The sequence below is a fragment of the Allobosea sp. P4_H5 genome, assembly GCF_056400825.1.
The window spans coordinates 235,212-257,725 of the sequence record NZ_JBFUKM010000008.1 but is presented as its reverse complement, the minus strand read 5'-3'; the positions used below and the strand labels follow the sequence as shown (position 1 = coordinate 257,725).

At 65.9% G+C, this 22,514-nt stretch carries 28 protein-coding genes; 8 read left to right on the top strand and 20 right to left on the bottom strand.

Annotated elements, in window-relative coordinates:
* The first annotated feature begins 106 nt into the window (after positions 1 to 106).
* On the top strand, positions 107 to 841 hold the full coding sequence (locus AC1DS0_RS18605) for a YbaY family lipoprotein (protein WP_476815769.1): 735 nt from the start codon (positions 107 to 109) through the stop codon (positions 839 to 841).
* Positions 842 to 848: 7 nt separating this feature from the next.
* On the opposite strand, the gene AC1DS0_RS18600 is transcribed toward AC1DS0_RS18605, so the two are convergent.
* From AC1DS0_RS18600 to AC1DS0_RS18570, 7 genes are all read right to left on the bottom strand, one after another.
* Entirely contained in the window at positions 849 to 2,924 is a 2,076-nt protein-coding gene (locus AC1DS0_RS18600; RefSeq protein WP_476815768.1) for a M3 family metallopeptidase, read from the bottom strand.
* 23 nt (positions 2,925 to 2,947) lie between these two features.
* Complete coding sequence (locus AC1DS0_RS18595; protein ID WP_476815767.1) at positions 2,948 to 3,685, bottom strand: NUDIX hydrolase; 738 nt, start codon at positions 3,683 to 3,685, stop codon at positions 2,948 to 2,950.
* Positions 3,682 to 4,581, bottom strand: coding sequence for a PhzF family phenazine biosynthesis protein (locus AC1DS0_RS18590; RefSeq protein WP_476815766.1), 900 nt, complete (start codon positions 4,579 to 4,581; stop codon positions 3,682 to 3,684). The genes AC1DS0_RS18595 and AC1DS0_RS18590 overlap by 4 nt, the downstream gene beginning before the upstream one ends.
* On the bottom strand, positions 4,578 to 5,699 hold the full coding sequence (locus AC1DS0_RS18585) for an endonuclease/exonuclease/phosphatase family protein (protein WP_476815765.1): 1,122 nt from the start codon (positions 5,697 to 5,699) through the stop codon (positions 4,578 to 4,580). The genes AC1DS0_RS18590 and AC1DS0_RS18585 overlap by 4 nt, the downstream gene beginning before the upstream one ends.
* A gap of 5 nt (positions 5,700 to 5,704) precedes the next feature.
* The gene (gene pdxY, locus AC1DS0_RS18580; protein WP_476815764.1) at positions 5,705 to 6,553 is read right to left on the bottom strand and encodes a pyridoxal kinase PdxY; all 849 of its coding nucleotides are present in this window, start codon (positions 6,551 to 6,553) and stop codon (positions 5,705 to 5,707) included.
* A 98-nt stretch (positions 6,554 to 6,651) separates the two neighbouring features.
* Entirely contained in the window at positions 6,652 to 7,059 is a 408-nt protein-coding gene (locus AC1DS0_RS18575) for a nuclear transport factor 2 family protein (RefSeq protein WP_476815763.1), read from the bottom strand.
* Positions 7,060 to 7,124: 65 nt separating this feature from the next.
* Positions 7,125 to 7,541 (bottom strand): hypothetical protein, encoded by a 417-nt coding sequence (locus tag AC1DS0_RS18570; protein WP_476815762.1) that lies wholly within the window; start codon positions 7,539 to 7,541, stop codon positions 7,125 to 7,127.
* Between the two features lie 345 nt (positions 7,542 to 7,886).
* Between AC1DS0_RS18570 and AC1DS0_RS18565 the strand changes: the two genes are divergently transcribed.
* Positions 7,887 to 8,624 (top strand): cupin domain-containing protein, encoded by a 738-nt coding sequence (locus AC1DS0_RS18565; protein ID WP_476815761.1) that lies wholly within the window; start codon positions 7,887 to 7,889, stop codon positions 8,622 to 8,624.
* Positions 8,625 to 8,790: 166 nt separating this feature from the next.
* Here AC1DS0_RS18565 and AC1DS0_RS18560 read toward each other — a convergent pair whose 3' ends face one another.
* On the bottom strand, positions 8,791 to 9,816 hold the full coding sequence (locus AC1DS0_RS18560) for an ABC transporter substrate-binding protein (RefSeq protein ID WP_476815760.1): 1,026 nt from the start codon (positions 9,814 to 9,816) through the stop codon (positions 8,791 to 8,793).
* 255 nt (positions 9,817 to 10,071) lie between these two features.
* On the opposite strand from AC1DS0_RS18560, the gene AC1DS0_RS18555 reads away from it, so the two are divergent.
* Entirely contained in the window at positions 10,072 to 10,584 is a 513-nt protein-coding gene (locus AC1DS0_RS18555) for a hypothetical protein (protein WP_476815759.1), read from the top strand.
* On the opposite strand, the gene AC1DS0_RS18550 is transcribed toward AC1DS0_RS18555, so the two are convergent.
* The 3 genes from AC1DS0_RS18550 to AC1DS0_RS18540 form a co-directional block, all read right to left on the bottom strand.
* Positions 10,581 to 11,948, bottom strand: coding sequence for a DUF3592 domain-containing protein (locus AC1DS0_RS18550; RefSeq protein ID WP_476815758.1), 1,368 nt, complete (start codon positions 11,946 to 11,948; stop codon positions 10,581 to 10,583). The genes AC1DS0_RS18555 and AC1DS0_RS18550 overlap by 4 nt on opposite strands.
* 67 nt (positions 11,949 to 12,015) lie before the next feature.
* Positions 12,016 to 12,807 carry an ABC transporter permease gene (locus tag AC1DS0_RS18545; protein WP_476815757.1) on the bottom strand — a complete coding sequence of 264 codons (792 nt, stop codon included), beginning with the start codon at positions 12,805 to 12,807 and terminating at the stop codon, positions 12,016 to 12,018.
* A complete protein-coding gene (locus AC1DS0_RS18540; protein WP_476815756.1) occupies positions 12,804 to 13,673 on the bottom strand; it encodes an ABC transporter ATP-binding protein in 870 nt (289 codons plus the stop codon). Before AC1DS0_RS18540 ends, AC1DS0_RS18545 begins: the two co-directional genes overlap by 4 nt.
* 190 nt (positions 13,674 to 13,863) lie before the next feature.
* On the opposite strand from AC1DS0_RS18540, the gene AC1DS0_RS18535 reads away from it, so the two are divergent.
* Positions 13,864 to 14,400, top strand: coding sequence for a DedA family protein (locus AC1DS0_RS18535; RefSeq protein ID WP_476815755.1), 537 nt, complete (start codon positions 13,864 to 13,866; stop codon positions 14,398 to 14,400).
* A 306-nt stretch (positions 14,401 to 14,706) separates the two neighbouring features.
* A complete protein-coding gene (locus tag AC1DS0_RS18530; protein WP_476815754.1) occupies positions 14,707 to 15,075 on the top strand; it encodes a ComEA family DNA-binding protein in 369 nt (122 codons plus the stop codon).
* A gap of 60 nt (positions 15,076 to 15,135) precedes the next feature.
* Here AC1DS0_RS18530 and AC1DS0_RS18525 read toward each other — a convergent pair whose 3' ends face one another.
* From AC1DS0_RS18525 to AC1DS0_RS18495, 7 genes are all read right to left on the bottom strand, one after another.
* Positions 15,136 to 15,288 (bottom strand): hypothetical protein, encoded by a 153-nt coding sequence (locus tag AC1DS0_RS18525; protein ID WP_476815753.1) that lies wholly within the window; start codon positions 15,286 to 15,288, stop codon positions 15,136 to 15,138.
* A 24-nt stretch (positions 15,289 to 15,312) separates the two neighbouring features.
* Positions 15,313 to 15,693, bottom strand: a complete 381-nt coding sequence (locus AC1DS0_RS18520; protein ID WP_476815752.1) for a DUF1127 domain-containing protein — start codon at positions 15,691 to 15,693, stop codon at positions 15,313 to 15,315.
* Between the two features lie 90 nt (positions 15,694 to 15,783).
* Complete coding sequence (locus tag AC1DS0_RS18515) at positions 15,784 to 16,611, bottom strand: helix-turn-helix transcriptional regulator (protein WP_476815751.1); 828 nt, start codon at positions 16,609 to 16,611, stop codon at positions 15,784 to 15,786.
* Positions 16,612 to 16,891: 280 nt separating this feature from the next.
* Complete coding sequence (locus AC1DS0_RS18510) at positions 16,892 to 17,113, bottom strand: hypothetical protein (RefSeq protein ID WP_476815750.1); 222 nt, start codon at positions 17,111 to 17,113, stop codon at positions 16,892 to 16,894.
* A 26-nt stretch (positions 17,114 to 17,139) separates the two neighbouring features.
* Positions 17,140 to 17,325 carry a hypothetical protein gene (locus tag AC1DS0_RS18505; RefSeq protein WP_476815749.1) on the bottom strand — a complete coding sequence of 62 codons (186 nt, stop codon included), beginning with the start codon at positions 17,323 to 17,325 and terminating at the stop codon, positions 17,140 to 17,142.
* A 283-nt stretch (positions 17,326 to 17,608) separates the two neighbouring features.
* Positions 17,609 to 18,628, bottom strand: a complete 1,020-nt coding sequence (gene ilvC / locus AC1DS0_RS18500; RefSeq protein ID WP_100963369.1) for a ketol-acid reductoisomerase — start codon at positions 18,626 to 18,628, stop codon at positions 17,609 to 17,611.
* Between the two features lie 34 nt (positions 18,629 to 18,662).
* Entirely contained in the window at positions 18,663 to 19,313 is a 651-nt protein-coding gene (locus AC1DS0_RS18495; RefSeq protein WP_476815748.1) for a TetR/AcrR family transcriptional regulator C-terminal domain-containing protein, read from the bottom strand.
* Positions 19,314 to 19,501: 188 nt separating this feature from the next.
* On the opposite strand from AC1DS0_RS18495, the gene AC1DS0_RS18490 reads away from it, so the two are divergent.
* From AC1DS0_RS18490 to AC1DS0_RS18480, 3 genes are all read left to right on the top strand, one after another.
* The gene (locus AC1DS0_RS18490) at positions 19,502 to 19,780 is read left to right on the top strand and encodes a CopG family ribbon-helix-helix protein (RefSeq protein ID WP_476815747.1); all 279 of its coding nucleotides are present in this window, start codon (positions 19,502 to 19,504) and stop codon (positions 19,778 to 19,780) included.
* A complete protein-coding gene (locus AC1DS0_RS18485; RefSeq protein ID WP_476815746.1) occupies positions 19,768 to 20,058 on the top strand; it encodes a type II toxin-antitoxin system RelE/ParE family toxin in 291 nt (96 codons plus the stop codon). The genes AC1DS0_RS18490 and AC1DS0_RS18485 overlap by 13 nt, the downstream gene beginning before the upstream one ends.
* A 70-nt stretch (positions 20,059 to 20,128) precedes the next feature.
* Complete coding sequence (locus AC1DS0_RS18480) at positions 20,129 to 20,683, top strand: DUF924 family protein (RefSeq protein ID WP_476815745.1); 555 nt, start codon at positions 20,129 to 20,131, stop codon at positions 20,681 to 20,683.
* A 14-nt stretch (positions 20,684 to 20,697) separates the two neighbouring features.
* Here AC1DS0_RS18480 and AC1DS0_RS18475 read toward each other — a convergent pair whose 3' ends face one another.
* Both AC1DS0_RS18475 and AC1DS0_RS18470 read right to left on the bottom strand, forming a co-directional pair.
* Positions 20,698 to 21,423: a haloacid dehalogenase type II gene (locus AC1DS0_RS18475; protein WP_476815744.1), complete on the bottom strand. Its 726-nt coding sequence runs from the start codon at positions 21,421 to 21,423 to the stop codon at positions 20,698 to 20,700.
* 318 nt (positions 21,424 to 21,741) lie between these two features.
* Positions 21,742 to 22,482 carry a helix-turn-helix domain-containing protein gene (locus AC1DS0_RS18470; RefSeq protein WP_476815743.1) on the bottom strand — a complete coding sequence of 247 codons (741 nt, stop codon included), beginning with the start codon at positions 22,480 to 22,482 and terminating at the stop codon, positions 21,742 to 21,744.
* Positions 22,483 to 22,514: the final 32 nt, after the last annotated feature.

Below are 22,514 nucleotides of genomic sequence, written 5' to 3'. Positions count from 1 at the left end.
TGGCCTCGCTTCGGTCACAGGAAAGGTGCACCTGATTGCCTCGCTCCCTCGGCACTGACAGCCTTCGCGGGGCGAATGCCGACAGGACCTGAGGGAAAGCCTGACTATGATCACCCGCCGCATCTTCGCCACCGCGCCCCTCGCGCTGGCGGCGTTGCCACTGCCTGCGCTCGCCGCGCCGCGCACGCTCTCGGGCACGGTCACCTATCGCGAGCGGATCGCGCTGCCGCCGGGCGCCGTGGTCGAAGTGAGCCTGCTCGACGTCTCGCTCGCCGACACCCCGTCCCGCACCATCGCCCGCACCCGGATCGTCCCGCGCGGACAAGTGCCGATCCCCTACCGGCTGCGTTTCAACGATGCGGTGATCCGGCCCGGCCATCGCTACGCGCTGCGCGCCGAGATCAGGGTTCGCGGCCAGCTCTGGTTCACCACGACGGAGCACCACGCCGCGCTCGTGCCGGATGCGAGCGGCGAGATTGTCGTCCAGCGCGTCGCGCCACCGGCCGAGGTCGGCGGTCCCACCGGCTCCTGGCGCGTCGAGAGCCTGCGCGGCCGCCCGCTGCCTGAGGGCGTGCGCGCGACGCTCAAGATCGAGCAGGACGGCCGCGTCTCCGCCCATAGCGGCTGCAATGGCATGGGCGGTCAGGCGACGATCCGCGACAGGCAGCTCCGCTTCGGGCCGCTGGTCGGCACGATGATGGCCTGCCCCGAGCCGCGCATGCAGATCGAGCGGCAGTTCCGCGAGGCGCTGGAGGCGACGCGGAGCTGGCGGATGGAACGCGGCGCGCTCGTCCTGCTGAGCGGGCGCGGCGCGCGGCTTGTCGTGCTGGCGCGAGAGTAGCGACGGCCTAAGCCGCCAGCCCCCGCTTCTCCAGCAGCGCATCCGGCGTCGGCAGGCGCCCCCGGAACAGGGTATAGGCCTCGGCCGGATCGCGCGTGTCGCCGGCCGAATAGATGTAGCGCTTGAGCTTGCCGGCGACCTCCGGGGCGAAGACATCGCCCGCCTCGATGAAGGCATTGAAGGCGTCGGCGTCCATCACCTCGGACCAGAGATAGCTGTAATAGCCGGCCGAATAGCCGTCGCCCGAGAACACATGCGAGAAGTGTGGCGTGCGGTGGCGCATGGTGATCTCGCTGGGCATGCCGATCCGCGCCAGCTCCTTCGCCTCGAAAGCGAGCGGATCGACCTCCGCCGGCGCCTCCAGCGAATGGAAGGCGAGGTCGACCAGCGCCGATGAGGTGTACTCCACCGTGGCGAAGCCCTGGTTGAAGGTCTGCGCCTTCTTGATCTTCTCGATCAGCGCGTCAGGGATCGCCTCACCCGTCTCGGCATGCAGGCAGAAGCGCTGCATCACCTCCCTGGCCAGGAACCAGTGCTCATAGAGCTGCGAGGGCAGTTCGACGAAATCGCGCGAGACCGAGGTGCCGGCGAGCGAGCCGTAATGCACGTCCGAGAGCAGGCCGTGCAGGGCATGGCCGAATTCGTGGAAGAGCGTGCGGGCATCGTCGATCGAGAGCAGCGCCGGCTTGCCCTCGGCGGGCTTGGCGAAGTTGCAGACATTGACGATGATCGGCCGGACCTCGCCGTCGAAATTGCGCTGGCCGCGATAAGCGCTCATCCAGGCGCCCGAGCGCTTCGAGGCACGGGCAAAATAATCGCCGAGGAAGAGGCCGATATGCCGGCCGCTCGCGGTCTCGGTCACCTCGAAGACGCGGACATCCGGGTGGTAGCCCTGAAGCTCCGGACGCTCGGCAAAGGACAGTCCGAACAGCTTGCCGGCCGTGTCGAAGGAAGCGGCGATGATCTTGTCGAGCTGAAGATAGGGCTTCAGCACGGCCTCATCGAGCGCGTAGGTCTTCTGCCTGACCTTCTCGGCATAGAAGCGCCAGTCCGACGGGCGGATTGGCGCGTTCTCGCCTTCGCTCTGGGCGAGCGCGGCAAGATCGGCCGCCTCCTGCCCGGCGCGGGCGCGGGCCGGCTTCCAGACCAGTTCGAGGAGGTTGCGCACATTCTCAGGCGTCTTCGCCATGGAATCGTCGAGCTTGAAATGGGCGAAGGTCGCAAAGCCCAGGAGCTTCGCCTTCTCGGCCCGGAGCTTCACCATTTCGGCGACGATGGCGCGGTTGTCGGTTTCCCCGCCGTTCTCGCCGCGCTTGCTCCAGGCGGTGAAGGCCTGCTCGCGCAGCGCTGCCTTAGTCGAAAAGGTCAGGAAGGCCTCGATGATCGAGCGTGCCAGCGTCACCGCGTGCTTGCCCTCCTGGCCGCGATCGGCAGCGGCGCGCGCCATCGCCGCGACGACGAAGGATGGCAAACCGTCGAGATCGGCCTCGTCCTCAATGATCAGCGCATAGCTCGCCTCGTCCTTGAGCAGGTTCTGGCCGAAGCTGGTGCCGAGGCCGGCCAACCGCTCATTGATCGCGGCCAACCGCGCCTTGGCCTCGCCTTCGAGCTTGGCGCCCGAGCGGATGAAACCGCGATGCGTCCGCTCCAGCAGGCGCAATTGCTCCTCGTCCAGCCCGAGGCTCTCGCGCTGCGCGAACACGGCATCGACGCGGGCGAAGAGCTCGTGATCCATCATGATCGCCGACCAGTGCCGCGACATCACCGGCGACATCTCGCGCTCGATCGCCTGCAGCGCCTCGTTCGTGTCGGCCCCGGCGAGATTGTAGAACACGCCGCCGAGCCGGCTCATGCCGCGGGCGGAGCGCTCCAGTGCCTCGATCGTGTTGGCGAAGCTGGGCGCCGCATCTTCAACCTTGATCGCCTCGACCTCGGCCCGGTGCTGCTCCAGCGCCGCCGGATAGGCCGCCTTGATGTGCTCCGGCGTGATCTCGGCGAAAGGCGGCAGGCCGAATGGCGTCTCCCAGGCGCGCCCGAACGGGTTGCCTTCAGGCAGGACAAGGACTTCGGACGCATCGGCCATCGGCAACCTCGATCGGTAAAGGGTCATTCCCGCCCGAAGATATGGACGAGATAGGGCATCATGAAGGGCGGCATGTCGTAGGCCGCACAATCGGCGAGATTACGGACGATCACGATGTCGGAGAGTTCCGGCTCGTCCTGTTGCGCGATCCGCTCCAGCATCAACGCCTGCGCCGCCTCGGCGCTCCAGGAAACCGCGACCGGCCGCATAAAGGCGACACGCCCCGGCACCATCACCGCCGTCCAGCGCTCCTCGACCGTGATTTCATCGAGCGTCAGCCCGGTCTCCTCACAGAGCTCGCGGGTGACGCTGCCGGCGAGGTCGAGCGTGCCATCCGGTCGGGCATCCTCCCTGTCCGGCGTGCCGGCTGCGAAATAGACCTTGCCTGGGTTGGCGGTGTGATCGCCCATGCGGCCGAGCAGGAAGGCGCCATCGGCCGCCCTGAGCGCCGCCATGGCAAAGCCGTTGCGGATCACCGGTCCCGGCAAGGGACTCTGAACACCGAAATCGCGCCAGCTCAGGAAGGCCGCGTAATCGGCCTCGAAATAGCCGGCATGGAACACGCCATCCGCGATCGCCGCCCGGTGCTGCAGCATGACGCAGCCGTTGAACATCGCCGGCTTGCCGGCGCTGATCGCATCCCAATGCGCCGCGATCTCATCGGCACGCTCACGAGCGAAAGCCCAGTCGAAGGCCTCGACCCGCGCCTCGACGCGATCGAGCGCGACGATCGTTCCATCGACGACACCATTCCCCGTCACAGCAGCACGCCCTCGCTCATCACTACTGCCGCGCCACCGATCGTCGCCGATGCCAGCGCCCCGCCTTCGACCGTCAGCGTCAGCTCGATCTGCGAAGGCCGGCCCATCTCGTAGCCCTGCTCGATGACGAGGCGATGTGTGCCGTCACCCGCCCGGTCGAACGCCATGATCGCGCCGGCGAAGGCGGCGGCGGCCGAGCCGGTCGCCGGATCCTCGGTCACCCCGGCCTCCGGCCAGAACATCCGGGCGTGATAGTGATGCCCGGCCTCTTCCGTCTGGCGGCAATAGACGAAGGCGTTGCCGTTCTGGGCCGCCGCCATGGTGCGCTCGAATGATCCAGCGACGCGCGCCTTTGCAACCGCCCCGCGGTTGGCGACCGGCACCATCGTGTAGGGGACACCCGCCGAGAACGCGCTAGGCCGATGCGCGTCGAAGCCGAGATCGGCCACGTCCAGCCCGAGCGCCTCAGCCAGCGCGGCATCGTCAATCGGCTGCGCGATCTGCTCCGGCAGCTTCGGCAAGGTGAAGGTGGCGCGGGCGCTGCGCGCATTGCCGAGCGCGACCACGCACGGGACCAGCCCGACCTTCTCTTCCAGCACGAGTGCGTCCGCCGCCCGCCCCTCCGCCGCATCGCGCAGCGCCAGCAGCACGGCGGTGCCGACCGTCGGATGTCCGGCGAAGGGCAGTTCCTGCCCGGGCGTGAAGATGCGGATGGCGGCGCGATGGGCAGGGTTGGCCGGCGGCGCGACGAAGACCGTCTCCGACAAGTTGAACTCGCGGGCGATCGTCTGCATCGCCGCGCCGTCCAGTCCTTCGCTGTCGAGCACCACGGCGAGCGGGTTGCCGGCATGCGGCCTTGTCGTGAACACGTCGAGCGTGACGAAGCGGCGGCTCATGCGGTTTCCTTCGGGATCGAGAGCTCGATCGTCAGCGGGCAATGGTCGGAGGCTTTCGGCCTGTCCCAGCCGACGCGCGGATAGCGGTCGCAGGTCAAGGCGAGCTTGGCCATCGAGCGATCGGCCTCGCGCGGGTCGAGCGGCACGCGATAAGGCAGGCCGCGCCGGATCATCTGCATCACCGGGTTCGGATTGGCCGCGGCGAGCGCCGGCGAGAGCAGGATATGATCGAGCGGCATATGGCTGTCGACCAGGCTCTGGCGCTCCTCCAACCAGTAGCGCCGGAAATGCGTCCAGCGCTCATGCGGCGGCAGGCTCTCGACCGGATCCACGGCGAAATCATCGAGCAGCGGCTCGATGCCGCTGTCGCCCTCGTCGACCGGCGCCGCCAGGGGCCCGAGCCCGATGCGATAGCCGTTGAGATCGCCGAGAATCGCCCAGTTCGCCTCGCGCCAGCCCGGCCCGAACCAGTCCTTGATGATCTTCCTCACCGCCAGCGCCTCGGCCCGCCGGATCGGCAGGGTCGCCTGCCGGCCGTCGTCGCGGCCATTGTTCATCGACTTGAAATGGCAGCCGAACAGGGCAAGCCGCCGGTTGCCGAAATCGAGCTCGACCGCCAGGCAGTCGCGGGCGAAGACCTTGTCACGCGGGCCGATGCCGAAGGCGGCGACCTCCGGCGAGAATGCCTCGGCATCGGCAAAGCTCATGCCCTTGTAGGAGCGCACCGTGACCTGCCGCGGCTGCACCAGATCGCGCCTGGCGGCGAAGCCGATATCGATATTGCGCCGGTCATTGCCGTCGACCAGGGTGAAATGGCCGTAGCGATGGTCGGCGATACGGTGGACATAATTGGCGAAGAAGGCCTGCAGGCTCGCCAGTGAGTCGACCTCCTGCAGCATCCAGAGATCGGCATTGGCCTCGGCAATGGCGAGCGCCGTCATCTGGCGCTTGTCGTCCTCGAGCGCGACCGCGAGCGAACGCTCGACCGCATCGCGCTCGTCAGCGCGCGGGAAATGGAACAGCGACATCGCCGCCGCCGTTTCGGTCCGCCCACCGGGCTCGAAGCGATGGCGCGTCAGCAGGTTCTCGACATTGAAGGTGCCGAGGCGAAGCTTCATGCCAGTCAGACCGCTTCGGCTGTGAAGAGCTGCGAAGGCGTGACGAACTCGTCCTGCGCCGCCACGGTCAGGATCTCGCGCGAGCCGGCTTCCTTGGTCCGCTTCAGCAGCCCGTAGATCGAGGACGCTGCCTTGCCGAGCGCGCTCGCGGCCGAGCCGTCGCGCAGGTAATGCACGAAGAACAGCGCCGCGATCGCATCGCCGGCACCGTTGATGTCGATGTCGATCTTCGGCGTGCGCACGCGATAGGTGCCCTGCCCGTCCGCCGCCATCAGGTCGATCGAATCGTCGGGCGTCTCGTTGGTGATCAGCGAGGTCACGAGCACGACCCTGGGGCCGGCATCGCGCAGCGCCTCGACGGCGCGGTGCGCGTCGGCCAGCGTCTTCACCTCGACATCGGTGAGCAATTCCAGCTCGAACTGGTTCGGCGTGACGATGTCGGCGGCCGGCACCGCCTGCTCGCGCATGAATTCGGGGATCCCCGGCCGCACGAAGACGCCGCGACCGACATCGCCGATCACCGGGTCGCAGCAATACATCGCCTTGGGATTGGCCTCGCGCACTCTGGCCACCGCCGAGAGGATGGCATGGCCGATATCGGCCGAGCCCATATAGCCGGAGAGCACGCCGTCGCATTTGCCGAGCACGCCGCGCTCGCCGATGCCCGCCATCAACTCATCGATCGTGGCACCATCGAAGACCTGCCCCTTCCAGGCACCGTAGCCGGTGTGGTTCGAGAACTGCACGGTGTGGATCGGCCAGACCTCGACGCCGAGGCGCTGCATCGGGAACACGGCCGAGGCATTGCCGACATGGCCATAGGCGACATGGGACTGGATCGAGAGGATGTTCATAGGGGTAGGCCAACCTTCGACGGAACGACGCGGCGAACCTAGCGGCTGGTGCGGCCCGCGCCAATCGAAAGCGGTGATGGGAGCGATCAGGCTCGGCGCTACGGGCTCGACAATCGCGCCACGGCAGCCGTGTCGGTGAACTGGGTCACGCTCTTCAGCTTGCCGTCCACGATGGTGAAGACATCCATGATCTCGAAGGCGTCGCTGCGACCGGTCGGCTTGCATGCGACATTGGCGCGCCAATGCAACGTCGCCTTGTCACCGTCGACCGTCAGCGCCAATTCCTCGATGTCGCTGAAGACATAGGTCGCGATCAGCCCGGCCATCTGCTCGCGCACGGCCGCCTGCCCTTCCGGCTGTACGAAGATTTCGGCAACCTGCGGCCCGCCGGCCAGCCGATAGCTGCAATCGGGGTGCATGTAGCCCATCAGGGCATCGAGATCGCCGCGGTGGCGGGCAGCATAGGCATCACGGATCAAGGCTTCGACGGCAGCGCGATCGGTCATGGCGCCTCTCCTTGCGTCAACGGCACTCTCGCGCCGCGGTGGCTGCAAGTCCAGCGTGCAGTCGCTCAGGCCGGCGAGCCCATGATGTAGGGCACACTGGCGATGACGATGGCGAGCTGGGCGGCATTGCACGCCATCCCGCCGCAATGCAGCCGGCGCAGACGGCGACCGACATCGGCGGGCCAGGCAGCGATCTGGGCATCCATCCGCGCCAGGAACCAGCGCCGCCCCAGCAGCGTCGTCGCCAAGACGCCGACGCCGATCACGAAGGCCCAGCGTTCCGTCAGGGCGAAGACCACCGTCCCGACGACGGCGGCAACGGCAAGCACCTGGAAATAGGCACTGAACATCATCCGCATCAGCCGGGCGACCGGCAGGACATCGAGCTTCACGAACAGGAAGCCGGGGGCCGCCAGCAGCAGATAGCCCATCGGCAGGATCAGGATGACGAAGGCGAACAGGGCGGCGGCATTCGGCGTCATGCGAGCACCTTCTGGCCTCCTCCGCCGGAAGGATCTTCCAGCGGAGGAGGCCGCAATATTCATCCACCTGCAGTTGCAGACAATTGGACTTTCGGCTGATGCAAATTGCGCCGCCCACCGAACGAATACAGGAAAAAGCTGGTCCGAAAGCAGGCAAATCCTCTGCCTCCGAGAGGCCCCTCCAGAATCCAGCACGGCTGCCGAGCAAAAAGCTGGGCCTAAGGTCTAGTTGTAGAAAGCTGAATTCTTCATCACCCTGCTTGCCGCAAGCCGGATGCTTGACGCAACAGCGCAGCGGCCGGCACCAAAAAGAAAAATCAAGAATCGAAACAGCGGAGGATGACGATGAGCAAGTTCTCCTGGCTTTGGCGCGCGACAAGCAGGAACAAGCCCCAGGACGATGACAAGACGTCTTATGAACAGCCTGAAGGCGGCGATCGCCGTCGCCTGCTTCAGGCGCTGTCCGCGCTAGTCGGCGGCAGCGCGCTGACCGCGATGTCGCCGCCGGCCGAGGCCAAGGATTCAAGCGAGCTGCCGCCACCGAAGCGGGCGCTGACTGGCCGCGATGCAGCCGGCAAGTCGGTGTTCAAATCCTTCGACGTCACGTCCAAGGTGGTGGAGATCGACTCCAATCCGGGGCTGACCTTCTACGAACTCTACATGACCGAGGGCGTGCCGCAGCTCACCGGCCTGGAACCCGACCCGATGCTGAAAGGCACGGTCGCCTTTCCCGGCCCCGGCGGCACGATGTTCCGCCTCATCTCCTATCCGCCGCGTCGCCCTGAGGGCTGGAAACCGCCAGCCGGCGTGACCTTCAAGAGCGCGCTGGAGGAAATGTCGGAGAAGGTCCCACGCATGGGCGACCATTTCGATCTCAGCGCACCGGGCATGCACACCTCCGATACCATCGACTACGGGGTTGTGGTTCGTGGCGAGATGACGCTCGAGCTGGACGACGGACAAAGCATCCATCTGCGCCAGGGCGACTGCATCGTGCAGAACGGCACCCGGCATCGCTGGCGCAACCCGCTGCCGGAGCCCTGCTTGATGGCGTTCATTTCGGTGGGCGGGAAGCGGGCTTAGGGCAGGTTTCTTCCTTCTCCCCTCGGGGGAGAAGGTGTCTGCGGAGCAGACGGATGAGGGCAGTACGACTAGGTGAGACGATAAAGGGCCGCTCGCGCGGCCCTTCCCTCATCCGTCAGCGCTTCGCGCTGCCACCTTCTCCCCCGAGGGGAGAAGGAAGCCTCGGCTATGAGCCCGCCGCCGCCTTCTTCGCGAACGAGTCGATGAAGGTCTTGTTCAGGTCGACGTTGGAATTGGTCAACTCGGGATCGAGCAGCTTGAGCGAGTCGTACATGCTCTTCATCGCGTCGGCGGTCGGGATGCCGGTGCGCGAATAGCTCTCCTGCGAGTTCTTCACTGCGGTGAGGTAGAGCGGCTTGTCGCCGAGATGGTATTCCGCCGGGACGAGGTCGGCGACATCCTCGGGCTTAGCCGTCTCCAGCCATTTCAGCGACTTCATCAGCGCGTTGACGAGCTTCTGCGTCGTCACCGGATTCTTCTCGGCAAAGTCGTTCTTGAGATAGAGCACCGCCGCCGGGTTCGAGCCGCCGAACAGCGCCTTGGTGCCGGCCTCCGTGCGGGTGTCGATCAGCGAAACCACATCGCCATCCGATTCCAGCTTCGAGGTGACGGGGTCGAGATGCGAGATCACGTCGACCTGCTTCTGCTTGATCGCTGCGACCGCGCTGGCGCCGGCGCCGACGCCGATGATCGCGGCGTCCGTCGCCTTCAGCCCCGCCTTGACCATGGCGTATTGCGCGGTCAGCGCCGTCGAAGAGCCGGGCGCGGTGACGCCGATCTTCAGGCCCTTGAAATCGGCCGCGGACTTGACCTTGTCGGCAAGGTCCTTGCGAACCGCAATGGTGATCGCCGGGAAGCGCCCGAGCTCGATCACGGCGCGGATGTCCTGGCCTTTTGCCTGCATGCGGATGGTGTGCTCATAGGCACCGGTGACGACGTCGACCGAGCCGCCGACGAGAGCCTGCAGCGACTTGGCGCCGCCGCCGAAATCGTTGATCTCGACGTCGAGCCCCTGATCCTTGAAGAAGCCCTTCTTCTCCGCCACGGTCAGCGGGAGATAGTAGAGCAGTTGCTTGCCGCCGACGCCGAGCGTCAGCTTCGGCTTCTCGGCATTCTGGGCGAAGGCCGGCGAGACGCTGAGGGCCGTGGTAACAGCGAGCGCGGCCAGCGCCGCACGACGAGTGAAAAACATCGGTTTCCTCCGGTTGAGCGATGACGCGCTTCGAAAAAGGCGCGATTTCGCGACGAAGATAGGCGCATTGCCGCAAGCGGGGCAAGCGCGGGCATGCCGCGGCGCAGACCATCAAGCCGACCCCGATCGCCGCGGAAGCGACGGGAAAGATTCAAGGCTTGTTAAGGCCCGGCTTTCACATTGGCCGGATGCAGTGACTCCCGACGACGCCTCGATAACGGCTTTCGACCAGAACGGACGAAACAGGAGACGGTCATGGTGGACGCAGTAGCGGCCCGGACTGCGCCTTTCCCCTATGAACTTCCGCAGAGCGCGCCCTCGGCAGGCGTGCCGGCTCCGGATAGGGCAAGCTCTTCGCCTGCCACGGTGACGTCGGCAACGCCCGATCGGGACGATGCCGTCATCCTCGACCTGTCCGACCAGGCTCGCACCGCCCTCGCCCAAGGCAGCACCAGCGCGCAGGCACCAGGGTCCGGTGTCGACGACCCGGCCGAGCCGAGCTGGGTCGAAAAGCGCTTCAAGCTGATGACGGAATACACGGCGCTGCAGCAGGAACTCGTCTGGCTCAGCGACCGGACCATGGCCCATGCGCTTGACGAGATGTTCCAGGGCAGCGCCGCAGTACAGGGCGAGGACGGCACGACGGACAAACAGGAGCAGTTCGACCGCGACATGCAGCGGCGCGAAGAACTGATGCCGCGTTACGCCGAGCTGATCCGGATGCTCGGAACCTCGCCGGGCCAGGAGAGCACGGAAGAACCGCGCTAGCGGAAGATGCGGCTCGCATAGAGCGCAATGGCGAAGCAGGCGAGCGCGACGCCGAGCAGGATCCAGTTCGATTCCGTCGGATTCTCCAGAGCCGCGTTGGACGGATCCTGCGGGTCGTAATGCACCTCGACCGGCGCGCCGGCCGGATAGCGATCGACGATCCCCTGCGCGAAGCTCTCCGAGCCCGAGACCTCCAGGCCGAGCTTGACCTGCCGGCTGTGCAGGCGGTTGCCCTCGACGGTATAGGCGAACTCGACGACGGGGAGATAGGTGGTGTGCGTCTTGCCGTTTTCCGTCGAGCGGCGCTGCTCGACGGTGCTGGAGACGACCTCCCCGGCAGTGACCGGCCAGGCATTGGCGCGGGCGAGATAGCGCCGGTGGCCGACGAAGAACAGCAGCGCCGCAGCGCCGAACAGGCCGGCGAACAGCATCACCGGGACATCCGCATCCGGCATGCGCGCCTTGAGGACTTCAGCCCCCTCGGTCGCTACCCAGTAAAGCCCCCAGACCAGGAGCGCGACGACGAGCAGCGCGAGACCACAGCCCTTGACCGCGCCCTTCGGCGCCTCGCGCTCCAGGACGCAGTCGCTGGGATCGGTCGGGTCGTAATAGACGGTCACGCTTGCGCCGGCCGGAAAGCGCGCCAACGCCACCTGCGCATATTTACCGCTGATATCGCCGAGGCTGACCCGCGTGCCCTGATAGGTCACCCCGCCGACCGAAAAGGAATAGGTCACGGCGGGGACATTGACGGCAGTGCCGATCTCGTTGCCCTCGGGCGGGCGCCGCACCCCCATCTGCGAGCGGATAATGCGCCCCGGCGCCTGAGACCAGCCCTTGGCGCGCCTGACCTTGAGCACGGCATTGACGACCATCGCGGCGACCATCACCACCATCGGCAGCGCGATCAGCGCGATATTGCCCATGGTCGTTCCGGCGAAAGGCAGCCGCTCGATCCAACTCTCCGGCAGCACCTCCGCGATCACGAAGATCAGCGCCAACGAGGCGATCACCGCCACGATCGCCCAGACCGGCGGCTCGCCTCTAGCCTCGGCCGCCTTGGCCGGCGAGACCTTGGGCTGCCAGGCCAGCTTGCCGCGCCAGCTCTTGTCGCCGCCGAGATAGGCGAGCAGGATCCGCTTCAGCGTCGCGCCGTCGACCGTCTCGGCGGCGTCGAAGCGAGCCTTGCCCGAATGATAGGCCAGCCGGAACCGGCCCCTCCCTTCCAGCCCCGCTTCGACATAGCCGTCATCGTCGGAGAGGGTGATGAACCAGTCGGGATCGTCGCCGCGCTGGTCGATGGCGCGGGTTATGTCCTCGGCCGTCGGATCGGCCGTTATGCGATCGCAGACATCAAGTTCCATGATCGCCCCCGATGATGGAAGGGCGATGATGGCGCTCGTTCGGGCCTCAAATCAAGTCAAGCTTACCTTACGTCGTGGTGGTCGAGCTCTGCCCCGGCCGCCAGACCAGGAGCCGGTTCTCGACCAGCGTCACGATCGAATCGATCAGGATCACGAAGATCGCCAGGATCAGCATGCCCGAGAACACGCCGGTGACGTCGAAGACGCTCTCGGCCTCGTGGATCTTGTAGCCGAGCCCCGCGGACGAGCCGAGATATTCGCCGACCACGGCGCCGACCAGCGCGAAGCCGACCGAGGTGTGCAGCGAGGAGAACATCCAGGTCAGCGCCGACGGCCAATAGACATGGCGGAAGAGCTGGCGCTCGTTCATGCCGAGCATGCGGGCATTGGCCAGCACGGTCGGCGAGACCTCGCGCACGCCCTGGTAGACGTTGAAGAAGACGATGAAGAACACCAGCGTGAAGCCGAGCGCCACCTTCGACCAGATGCCGAGCCCGAACCAGAGCGCGAAGATCGGCGCCAGCACGACGCGCGGCAGGGCGTTCGCCGCCTTGATATAGGGGTCGAACACCGCCGCCAGCAGTTCGTTCCGGGCGAAGGCGAAGCCGAAGAAGATGCCGGCCGCCGAGCCGATGACGAAAGCGAGTACTGTCTCGGTCAGGGTGATGCCGAGATGCCAGTAGATGTCGGCGCCGGTGAGCTGCTTCCAGGTCCGCGCCAGAACGTCGGCCGGGGTCGAGAAAAAGAACTGCGTCGTCTTGATGTCGCCGAACAGGCTGGTGGTGGTGACGACATGCCAGATCGCCAGAAAGACGATCATGACCAGGATCTGGAGCGAAAGGAGTTTTACGCGATTCATGACGCGGCCCCCTCGACCAGTTCCTTGCCCTCGCCCATGGCATAAGCCTTCTGCACCTCGACCCTGAGCGAAGCCCAGATGTCGCGATGGATCTCGTGGAAGGCCTTCTCCAGCCTGATCTCGGCGATGTCGCGCGGACGCGCCAGCGGCACCTTGTAATCGGCGACGATGCCGGCGGCCGGCCCCGCCGTCATCACCACCACCCGGTCAGACAGCGCGATCGCCTCCTCGAGATCGTGCGTGACGAAGATCAACGCCTTGCGGTCCCGGCTCCAGAGATCGAGCAGGAGATTGCCCATGATCTGGCGGGTCTGCGCGTCGAGCGGCCCGAACGGCTCGTCCATCAGCAGGATCTCGGGATCGCGGATCAGCATCTGCGCGAGGGCCACACGCTTGCGCTGGCCGCCCGAGAGCATGTGCGGATAGCGCTCGACGAAGGCGCGCAAGCCCACCCGTCCGAGCCAGTCGCGCGCCCGCTTGTCAGCCTCGGCATCGGAGATGCCCATCGGCTCGAGCGCGACCTTGACGTTGTCGAGCGCCGTCTTCCACGGCATCAGCGCGTCCTGCTGGAAGAGATAGCCGGCGCGGCGGTTGAGGCCGGACAGCGGCTGGCCGAAGATCGAGACCTTGCCGGCGGACGGCGTCAGCAGACCCGCAGCAGCGTTGAGCAGGGTCGACTTGCCGCAGCCGGTCGGCCCGACCACCGAGACGAACTCACCGGGCGCGACGGACAGATCGATGCCCTTCACCGCCTGGTAGCGGCTGCCGCCCTTGAGATGGAAGGTGATGTCGATGCCGGCGAGCCTGACCGCCGGCTGCTCTTCTGCCGCACCCGCATTGGCGGGCCGGCTGACCTTGGACTCCATGGATTATCCCGTCCCCTGCCGTCGGCGCCGTCCCGGCGCGCGGCTTATTTCCGTTCGGGGCGAACTTAGGCGATCGGATCGTGAAGGCAACCCGTCCGCGGCATCCGGTCTCGCCATCCCGCCGGATGGTAGCGAAAAGTCGACGCTTCTGCTCTATCGCTGGCCTGACCGCAGGAGGAATCGCTAGCCCATGCCCCCGTTCGAGCAATGGATGCACGAGCTCGTCGCGTTCATGCGCGTCAACCAGTACTGGGCCGCGCCGATCGTCTTTCTGATCGCCTTCGCCGAATGCGTCGCGATCCTGTCCTGGCTGGTGCCGGCGACGGTGTTCTTCACCGCTTTCGGTGCGATCGCCGGCGCCTCCGGCCTCAACCTCGTGCCGCTCTCGCTTGCGGCAGCGCTCGGCGCAGCCTCAGGCTTCTGGATTTCGTACTGGGTCGGCCTCGTTCTCGGCCCGCGCGTCAATGACCATTGGCCGATACGCAACAACCCGGCCCTGCTTCAGCGTGGCCACGACTTCTTCGAGAAATGGGGCGTGCTCGGCGTCGCCATCGGCCATTTCTTCGGACCGATCCGGGCGGTGATCGCGCTCGTCGCCGGTATCGTGAAGATGCCGTTCTGGCCCTTCCAGGTCGCGAACTTCGCGGCGTCCTTCGCCTGGGGCTTCGGCCTGATCTACGGCGCCGGGCGCTTCTCCGAATACATGATGCAGTTCACCGGGAAGTAGCCATCGCATCGGGCCGAAAAGTGGATCCCACTTTTCGGAGAAATCCGATGCGACAACAAATAGATCGATCGCCGCTATCGCGTCCGTTCGGACGCGCGGCGATCTAGCCAATCGCGGCGAAAATCCGGCGAAGAGCACAACGGCAGCTGAACGCTCGCCTCAGATCGCGTTCAGCCGCGCCGGCCGAAAGTCCAGCCATCGCGTCGAGACCGGATCCTCCGGTTCATAACCGGCGCGGCGGCGCGGACGGCCCGGCATCCGCGCAGCTCAGCTTCCCCCCGGGCAGGGCTTACAGGAGTCCACGCCATGACGATGTCTCGTTTCGCTATCGGCCTCGCCGCGCTCGCTCTCGCCGCCGGCCCGGCCCTCGCACAGACCGCGACCCAGCCGACGACCCCAGCCAAGCCGGCTGCGCCCGTGACCACGCCTGCCGCCCCGACCGCTCCGGCCGCGAAGCCGGTTGCTCCGACCACTCAGGCCCAGGCCAAGAAAGTCAACATCAACACCGCCAGCGCCAGCGAGCTCGAGCAGCTCAAGGGCATCGGCGAAGCCCGCTCCAAGAAGATCGTCGAGGAGCGCGCCAAGGCGAAGTTCAAGAACTTCGACGATCTGGTGAAGCGCAGCGTGCTGCCCTCCAACGTCGAGGCCGACATCAAGGATCACGTCACCTTCTGATCCCGATCGGAACAGACGAGCCGGCCGCTTTCGCGGCCGGCTCTTTCGTTTGTCCGCGAGCTAGTGCCCGCTCGCCTGCGCCTGCGAGGCATCGGCCTCCCGCAGCGCCTGGGCACAATCGTCGCAGCAGACCTCGACGGTATTGCCGCCGATCGTGACCTTGATCGGGGTCTCGTCGAGTTCGCAATCGCAGGCTGCGCAAGTTCCACTCATGGCCTTCCTCCTTCTCGGGGCCGCTCATTCGGCCGCCCTGAGAAAGACCACCCGGCTGCTTACGGCGCTGTCGGATTCTTTAGCGATCCGCTCGGGCCGGGCCGGCGCTCCTGCACTTAGTCCGCGCAGGACCTCGTCGACGCTTTCTCCGCCCGCAAGGCCGCGCCGCTCTTCGGCGCGCAGCGAGATGATCGCTGTCGGGTCGCCGAAGAATGGCGCCGCCGTCGCGTCGCGCAGATCGCTGTCGCGCAAACCGAGATCGCGCAGATCGCGCTCGGTCATGTCGCAGAGCGTGCGATAGTCGCGGCGCGACTGCAGCCAGTGGCCGATCGCCCCGAAAATACGGCCGAGCCCCTCGACCATTGCGAGCACGGGCTTGGCCGATCCGATGATGAAGCTGATCATGACCTGTCTCCGTCGTTGTGATGATAGAGACAGGACACCTTCGAGCTGACAGCCGCTGTCAGAATCTTTCGCGATCAGTGTCAGCTTCTGTCAGCGGAGATTGAGCGAGCGCTGGAACTCCGCCGGCGTGCGGCCATAGGCCTGCCGGAAGGCGGCGCTGAAGTGGCTATGGCTGGAGAAACCGAGCTCGAGTCCGAGCTGGGTCAGGTCGTCATAATCGCCGAGCAGATCGAGCGCCCGCGCCAGCCGCAGGCGCAAATGATAGCGATAGAGCGGCACCGCCTCGACCTGGGCGAAGACCTGCGTGAGATAGACCGGCGAGACCCCGACATCCCTCGCGATCTCGGCCAGCGTCCAGCGCCTGGCGAGATCGGAAGCCATCACCAGCTTGGCCCGGTCGACCAGCTTGCGCCGTCCGAGCGATGCTCCGGCGGCATGCGACGTCCGTTCGCCCAAGGCGCGCCGCAACAGCGTCAGCGCCAAGGTCTCCGCTTCCAGCGGCTCGGCAACGCCGCGCTGCAGGCTGTGCCGCAGCAGGGCCACAAGTACCTGTGCGCGTAGGTCGATGCGGCGGCGCTGCATCAGGAAGGAAGCCGCCCCCTCGCGCAGCAGCTCCGCCGGCGCGAGTTCGTCCAGAGTGTCTTCGCTGAGGCGCAGATCGAGGCAGGCATCGCCGCCCGGAACCGGGTGGCTGACATGGTAGCCCTCATGCGGATTGAAGAACAGGACCTGGTTGCTCTCGGCAACCGCATCGTCGCGCCCGACATGGCGGACGAAGATGCCTCGATAGGGAAAGACCAGATGGGTCGCGTGCGCGCATTCCTCGTCGCTGCGATGCCGGCATTCGCCGGAGCAGACGACATCGCGCACCAGCACGATCTCGCTGTCGAGGAGATTGCTCACCGAGAACTGCGACATCCCTGCCTTCCGCAGCGCGCTCAAAGAGAGAACCGACCCGGTCAGGCTAACGCAGCCTGACCGGGTCGGCTCTAGCGCCATGGCGGACTACAGCACGCCAAAGACGATCATTGTCAGCAGGGCGAACGAGGCGCCCAGCGCCAGATGTGCGAACTTGAACTGAAAACCCTGGGACGCAGGCATCGATCGGATCGGTGTCATCATCGCCTCCATCTGTTCAGCTTGAAATTGCTTCGTCAGGACATGTCTTTCGTCTCGGATGTGTCGGGCCGAACTCGGCTCAGTAGGCCCACATTTCGGCAAGGGCCCAGCCGACCATCGCCAGCGCCAGTCCGGCGACCAGAACGACCAGAACAGGCCGGTCGAGGAAGCCTTGGCGCGCTTCCACCGGGGTCTCGACCGCCGGATCGGCGTCGGAGTGGACATCCGCCCGCATCGGCGGGATCGGCTCGCCGCCCTTCTCCGGAATGCGCGCCTCGCGCACCTTGACGTCGTCTTGCATGACGGCCTCCGTCTGGTCCTTCGCCATCAGCCTCCGACGGCGCGCATCAGCACGCTCGCCAGCAGCGTGACGGCGAGAAATCCACCCAGCAGCAGGATCGGCAGCTGATCCTCCCACGACACCGGCCTGGCGACATCGGCGAGCCCGTGGCGGGCATGGCGCTGATGCAGCCGCTCGATCGCCCTCTCCCTCAGTTCGTCCTGGCCGGTCATCGCACGCTCCTGCTGCTATCGACTGGAGTATCAACGCCTGCCGCGGGAAGCGGTTCCCACGAGTGGTTTATCCAACACGAAACGGGCGCCCTTCCGGGCGCCCGTTCCTTTGATTTTCAAACAGTTGCAAGCGTTTCCGGAATCAACGTCGCACGGTCTTGAATCCGCGTGCGAAGCCCGGCGCTCGCCTCGGTTCTTGGTCTTGTCGACCAGGGCCTTGGCCTTGATCCCAAAGGCCCGGCGGCAGCCGGGCCGTCGCGAAACGAAGAACCGTGGACGACCCTCAGTTCTTGGTCTTGTCGACCAGGGCCTTGGCCTTGATCCAGGGCATCATGTCACGCAGCTTGGCGCCGACTTCCTCGATCGGATGGGCGGCGTAGCGGGCGCGGGTCGCCTTGAACGAGGTCTGGTTGACCTTGTTCTCCAGCATCCAGTCGCGGGTGAACTTGCCCGACTGGATGTCGGTGAGCACGCGCTTCATCTCGGCCTTGGTCTCGGCGGTGATGATGCGCGGGCCGGTGACGTACTCGCCATACTCGGCCGTGTTCGAGATCGAGTAGTTCATGTTGGCGATGCCGCCCTCGTAGATGAGGTCGACGATCAGCTTCACCTCGTGAAGGCACTCGAAATAGGCCATCTCCGGGGCGTAGCCGGCCTCGGTCAGTGTCTCGTAGCCAGCCTTGATCAGCTCGACCAGGCCGCCGCAGAGCACGACCTGCTCACCGAACAGGTCGGTCTCGCACTCTTCCTTGAAGGTGGTCTCGATGATGCCGGCGCGGCCGCCGCCATTGGCCGAGGCGTAGGACAGGCCGAGGTCATGGGCGTTGCCGGTCGCGTCCTGGTGGATCGCGATCAGGGTCGGCACGCCGCCGCCGCGCTGATACTCGGAACGGACGGTGTGGCCCGGGCCCTTCGGGGCGACCATCAGCACGTCGAGGTCCTTGCGCGGCTCGATCAGGTTGAAGTGGACGTTGAGGCCGTGTGCGAACAGGAGGGCAGCGCCTTCCTTCATGTTGGCATGCAGCTCGTCGCGATAGATGTCGCCCTGCAGCTCGTCAGGGGTCAGCATCATCATGATGTCGGAGACCTTGGCGGCCTCGGACGGGGTCATGACCTTGAAGCCGGCCTCTTCAGCCTTCTTGCGCGTGGCCGAGCCGGCCTTCAGGGCGATGATGACGTCCTTGACGCCGGAATCGCGCAGGTTGAGCGCATGGGCATGGCCCTGCGAGCCGTAGCCGACGATGCAGACCTTCTTGCCCTTGATCAGGTTGATGTCGGCGTCGCGATCGTAATAAACGCGCATTGGATGCGTCCTTCCTTGGGTTGATCTCTTGGCTTCAGGCTTTCGGTGCGGTCTTCGGCCGCCCGTGAAGTGCGAGGAACTGGTCGGTGGCCCGGGCTGCATCGCGCTGGATCTCGGTCTTGCCGGAGGCGAGCGCATCGCCCAGCAGCAACCTGATCTGCACATCGCGGCCGACCAGGCCGAAGAAGGTGCGGAACGCCGTCTCGGCATCGTCGAAATCGAGCAGTCCCGCCGCGCGACCAGCCTCGAGAACCGGCTTCAACCGCTCGCCAATGGCAACACGTCCGTTCGCCAGGACGATGCCGCCGAGATTGCTCTTGCCCGAGGCGGCATGGCCGATGGCGGCGCGATTGAGCGCGATCGAGGTCTGGCTCGTGATCACGCTCAGCCAGTTCTCGGCGAAATCCCGCAGACTCTTGCGCAGCGTCGCCGCGTCGAGCGCCTGGCGATCGTAGTTGTCGGCGCGGACCTTCGAGGCCTGCCATTGCACGGTCGCGGTGAGCAGGCCGTCGCGATCGCCGAACCATTTGTATAGTGTCTCCTTCGAGCAGCTCGCGCGCCGCGCCACCGCGGTCATGGTGAGCTGGTCGCCCTGCTCCACCATCAGCGCCAGCACGGCGTCGAGCACGGCCTGCTGCCGCTCGCTCAGCGCCTCGCCTTGGCTATGGGTCGCGGTGTCGTTCATCGATCCGGAGAGTACCGTACGTTACGGTTCTGGCATCTACCGCACGGCTTGCCGGGGCGCAAGGGCGTGATTGAGAAATTTCAACCCAGCTACATCGTTGGGGCGTCAACCGGCCAGTAGCGGTGGACGGCAAATCGGAATGTAGCTAAGGTAGCGTGAGGTAATACCTCTTAGTGGATCATGGACCTATGGCCGCGGTCACTTCCATCAAGCTCGATGACGAACTGAAAGGCCGCGTGCAAAACTTGGCTGCAGCGCGTCGCCGCACCTCGCATTGGATCATGCGCGAGGCGATCGCGCAGTATGTCGAGCGCGAGGAGAAGCGCGAGGCCCTGCGCCAGGACACCCTTGAGGCCTGGGAGGAGTTCCAGGCGACCGGGCTGCACGCAACGGCCGAAGAGGTCGAAAAATGGCTGTCGAGCTGGGGAGCTGACAACGAGCTGCCTGCGCCCGAATGCCACGAGTGATTTTCGCCCCGGCCGCGATCCGCGACCTTGAGCGGCTCAGGGCCTTCCTGCGGCCCAAGAATCCCGCGGCGGCCAAACGAGCGGGCGAGGCGATCGTCCAGGGCGTCCAGGCGCTCGGTGCCCATCCTCATATGGGTCGCCTCATCGAGGAGCTACCCGAGCAATACCGGGAATGGATCATCGACTTCGGGGATAGCGGATATCTGGTCCGCTATCGCATTGACGAGCACGCCGTGACGATCCTCGCCGTGCGGCATCAAAAGGAAGCGGGATACTGAAGGCTGTTCCCACGCGAGAATCCGGCTAGCCTTATCACTTCTCCGAAGAGAGCCTTTGATCCGGACCAGCATGACCCAGCCTACTCCGCCAGCCGCCGCCGAGGTCCTTACCTTCTGGCGCAAGGCTGGTCCGGACAGATGGTTCGCCAAGGACGACGCCTTCGACGCCGAGATCGCCAGGCGCTTCCGGCCGCTGGTGGATGCCGCCGCGCGCGGCGAGCTCTCGGAGTGGGAAGAGACGCCGGAGGGTGTGTACGCCCTGCTGATCCTGCTCGACCAGTTCCCGCGCAATCTCAACCGCGGCTCGGCCGATGCCTTCGCGGCCGACCCGCTCGCGCGCGAAGTCGCCGGCCGTGCAATCGCGCGCGGCTTCGACGAGGCCTTCGACAACCCGGAACGGCGTTTTCTCTACATGCCGTTCATGCATTCGGAGACGCTCGACGACCAGGAGCGCTGCCTTGCGCTCTGCGAAGCTGCGGCAGATGCCGAAGGCGTCAAATACGCCATCATCCATCGCGACATCATCCGCGATTTCGGCCGTTTCCCGCACCGCAATGCCGTCCTCGGCCGAGAGAGCTCGACCGAGGAGCAGCGCTTCCTCGAAGACGGCGGCTTCAGCGGCTGATCAGCCGGCTTAAGTCAGGCCCCCGCGGCCTTCCGATGAGCCTCGGCCAGCTCGGCCATGTTCTTGAAATGGAAGTCGACCTTCGGCTGGTTCGCGGGGATTTGCGTCGCTCCGCTCCCCGCCATGCCGAAGCGCCGGTCGATCCAGGCGCGCGCCAACCCGGCCCGCTCGGCCGGGACGTGGTCATGGAACAGGCTCTGCGCGATGTGCAGGACGTCGCCAGCCTTGAAGCCGAGATCAGCCTCCAGATGCGCCAGCAGGTAGTCGAAATTGCGCGGAGCGGGCTTGTAGGAGCCGATATCCTCGGCGGTGTAGATCGCATCGAAGGTCACGCCGAGCTTGCGATTGCTGGCGGCGAAGCTCGTCCGATCGACATTGGAGAGGATGACGAGCTTGTAGTGGCGCTTGAGATAGGCGAGCGCCTCGGCGGAATCCGGGAAGGCCGGCCAGTCCGGCACCGAGCCGCCGAAGCGCTCGTTCAGATCGGCGTGGATATGGACGCCCAGATCCTTGGCGAGCCGGGCATGGACGGCGGCGAGCAATGTCGAATAGCGCAACGACGGCCCCGCCTCCTCCAGCTCGCTCTCAAGCTTGCCGAAGCGCGCCAGCGCTTCTTCACGCTCGAGGTTGAGCCGGCCGGCGCTGATCAGCGGCTGCAGCGCATTCCAGATGCCGGTCTCCCAGTCGATCAGCGTGCCGTAGCAGTCGAACGTCAGAACCTTGAAATCGGTGAGCTTCATCGCGGGTGATCCTCATGGATGCGGAGTTGCATCGACCATAGCGAGCTCCCGCACCGCCGTGATGAGGCGAAGCTCCGAACGACTTGACCGAAGCTGCGCTTCTCTCCCAGTCCTCCCATGAGACCAACCATATGCGGGTCGTCCCGGGCGACCCATCGCGTCCGACCTTCAGTCGGCCCGAAGGCAGGCTCCGGGAGACTTGGACCCCATTCCGGAACCTTTGCCGGAAACGCTCCGGAATGGATCCCGGATCGGCGCCGCTAGCGTGGCTTGTCCGGGATGACCACACGTTTGATGGACGACGAAGGCAGCGAGAGCTCAGCCGTCGCCCCGACCCGCGGCGCGGAACTCCGACGGCGTCAGGCCGAAGCGCCGCTTGAACTGCCGGTTGAAGGACGAGACGTTCTGGTAGCCGAGACTGTAGGCGATCTCCGAGACCGGCAGCGCCGTCGCGACCAACTGCTCAGCAGCCTGGTCGAACAGCCGGGTCAACTGCGCTTGCTTCGGCGACTGCCCCGTGCTCGCCCGGAACAACGCGTGGAACCGGCTTTGGCCGAGGCCGGCAATCCTCGCCATCTCGACCACGCTCCCGGCTCTGCCGTCACGGGCAACGTCCGCGACACGGCCTTCCGCACGCGACAGCGGCCGAGGCATGGCACTCGGCGCGACCAGCTGCAGCCCCGCCATTGCCATGCGCGCCGCATCGCTCAGGCGGCAGGCACCGGCTTCGACCTCGGCGCCGAGTTGTCGAAACATCCGCCAAAGCCAGGGCTCGATCCGCGTCAGCGACGGAACGAGATCGCGCAGCAGCGCCGGCTCGGCCTCGCCGGCGAAGGCTCCCGCCTCGACATCGAGGATGAGCATGCAGCAATCGGCCGTCGGCTCGAAATCATGCTCGTGGTCGCGCGGGATGATCGCGACGCATTGGCTCGACACGACACTGCGGTGCCCTTCGACATCGAGCCGCATCGCGCCCTGCATCGGCAGCAGGATCTGGCTGTAGTCGTGGCGGTGGCGGTCGCCGCCGCGATAGCTGCGGAGTTCGAGCTGGATCGACATCATCCACTCATGCGCAAGAGGTCATGCAGCGC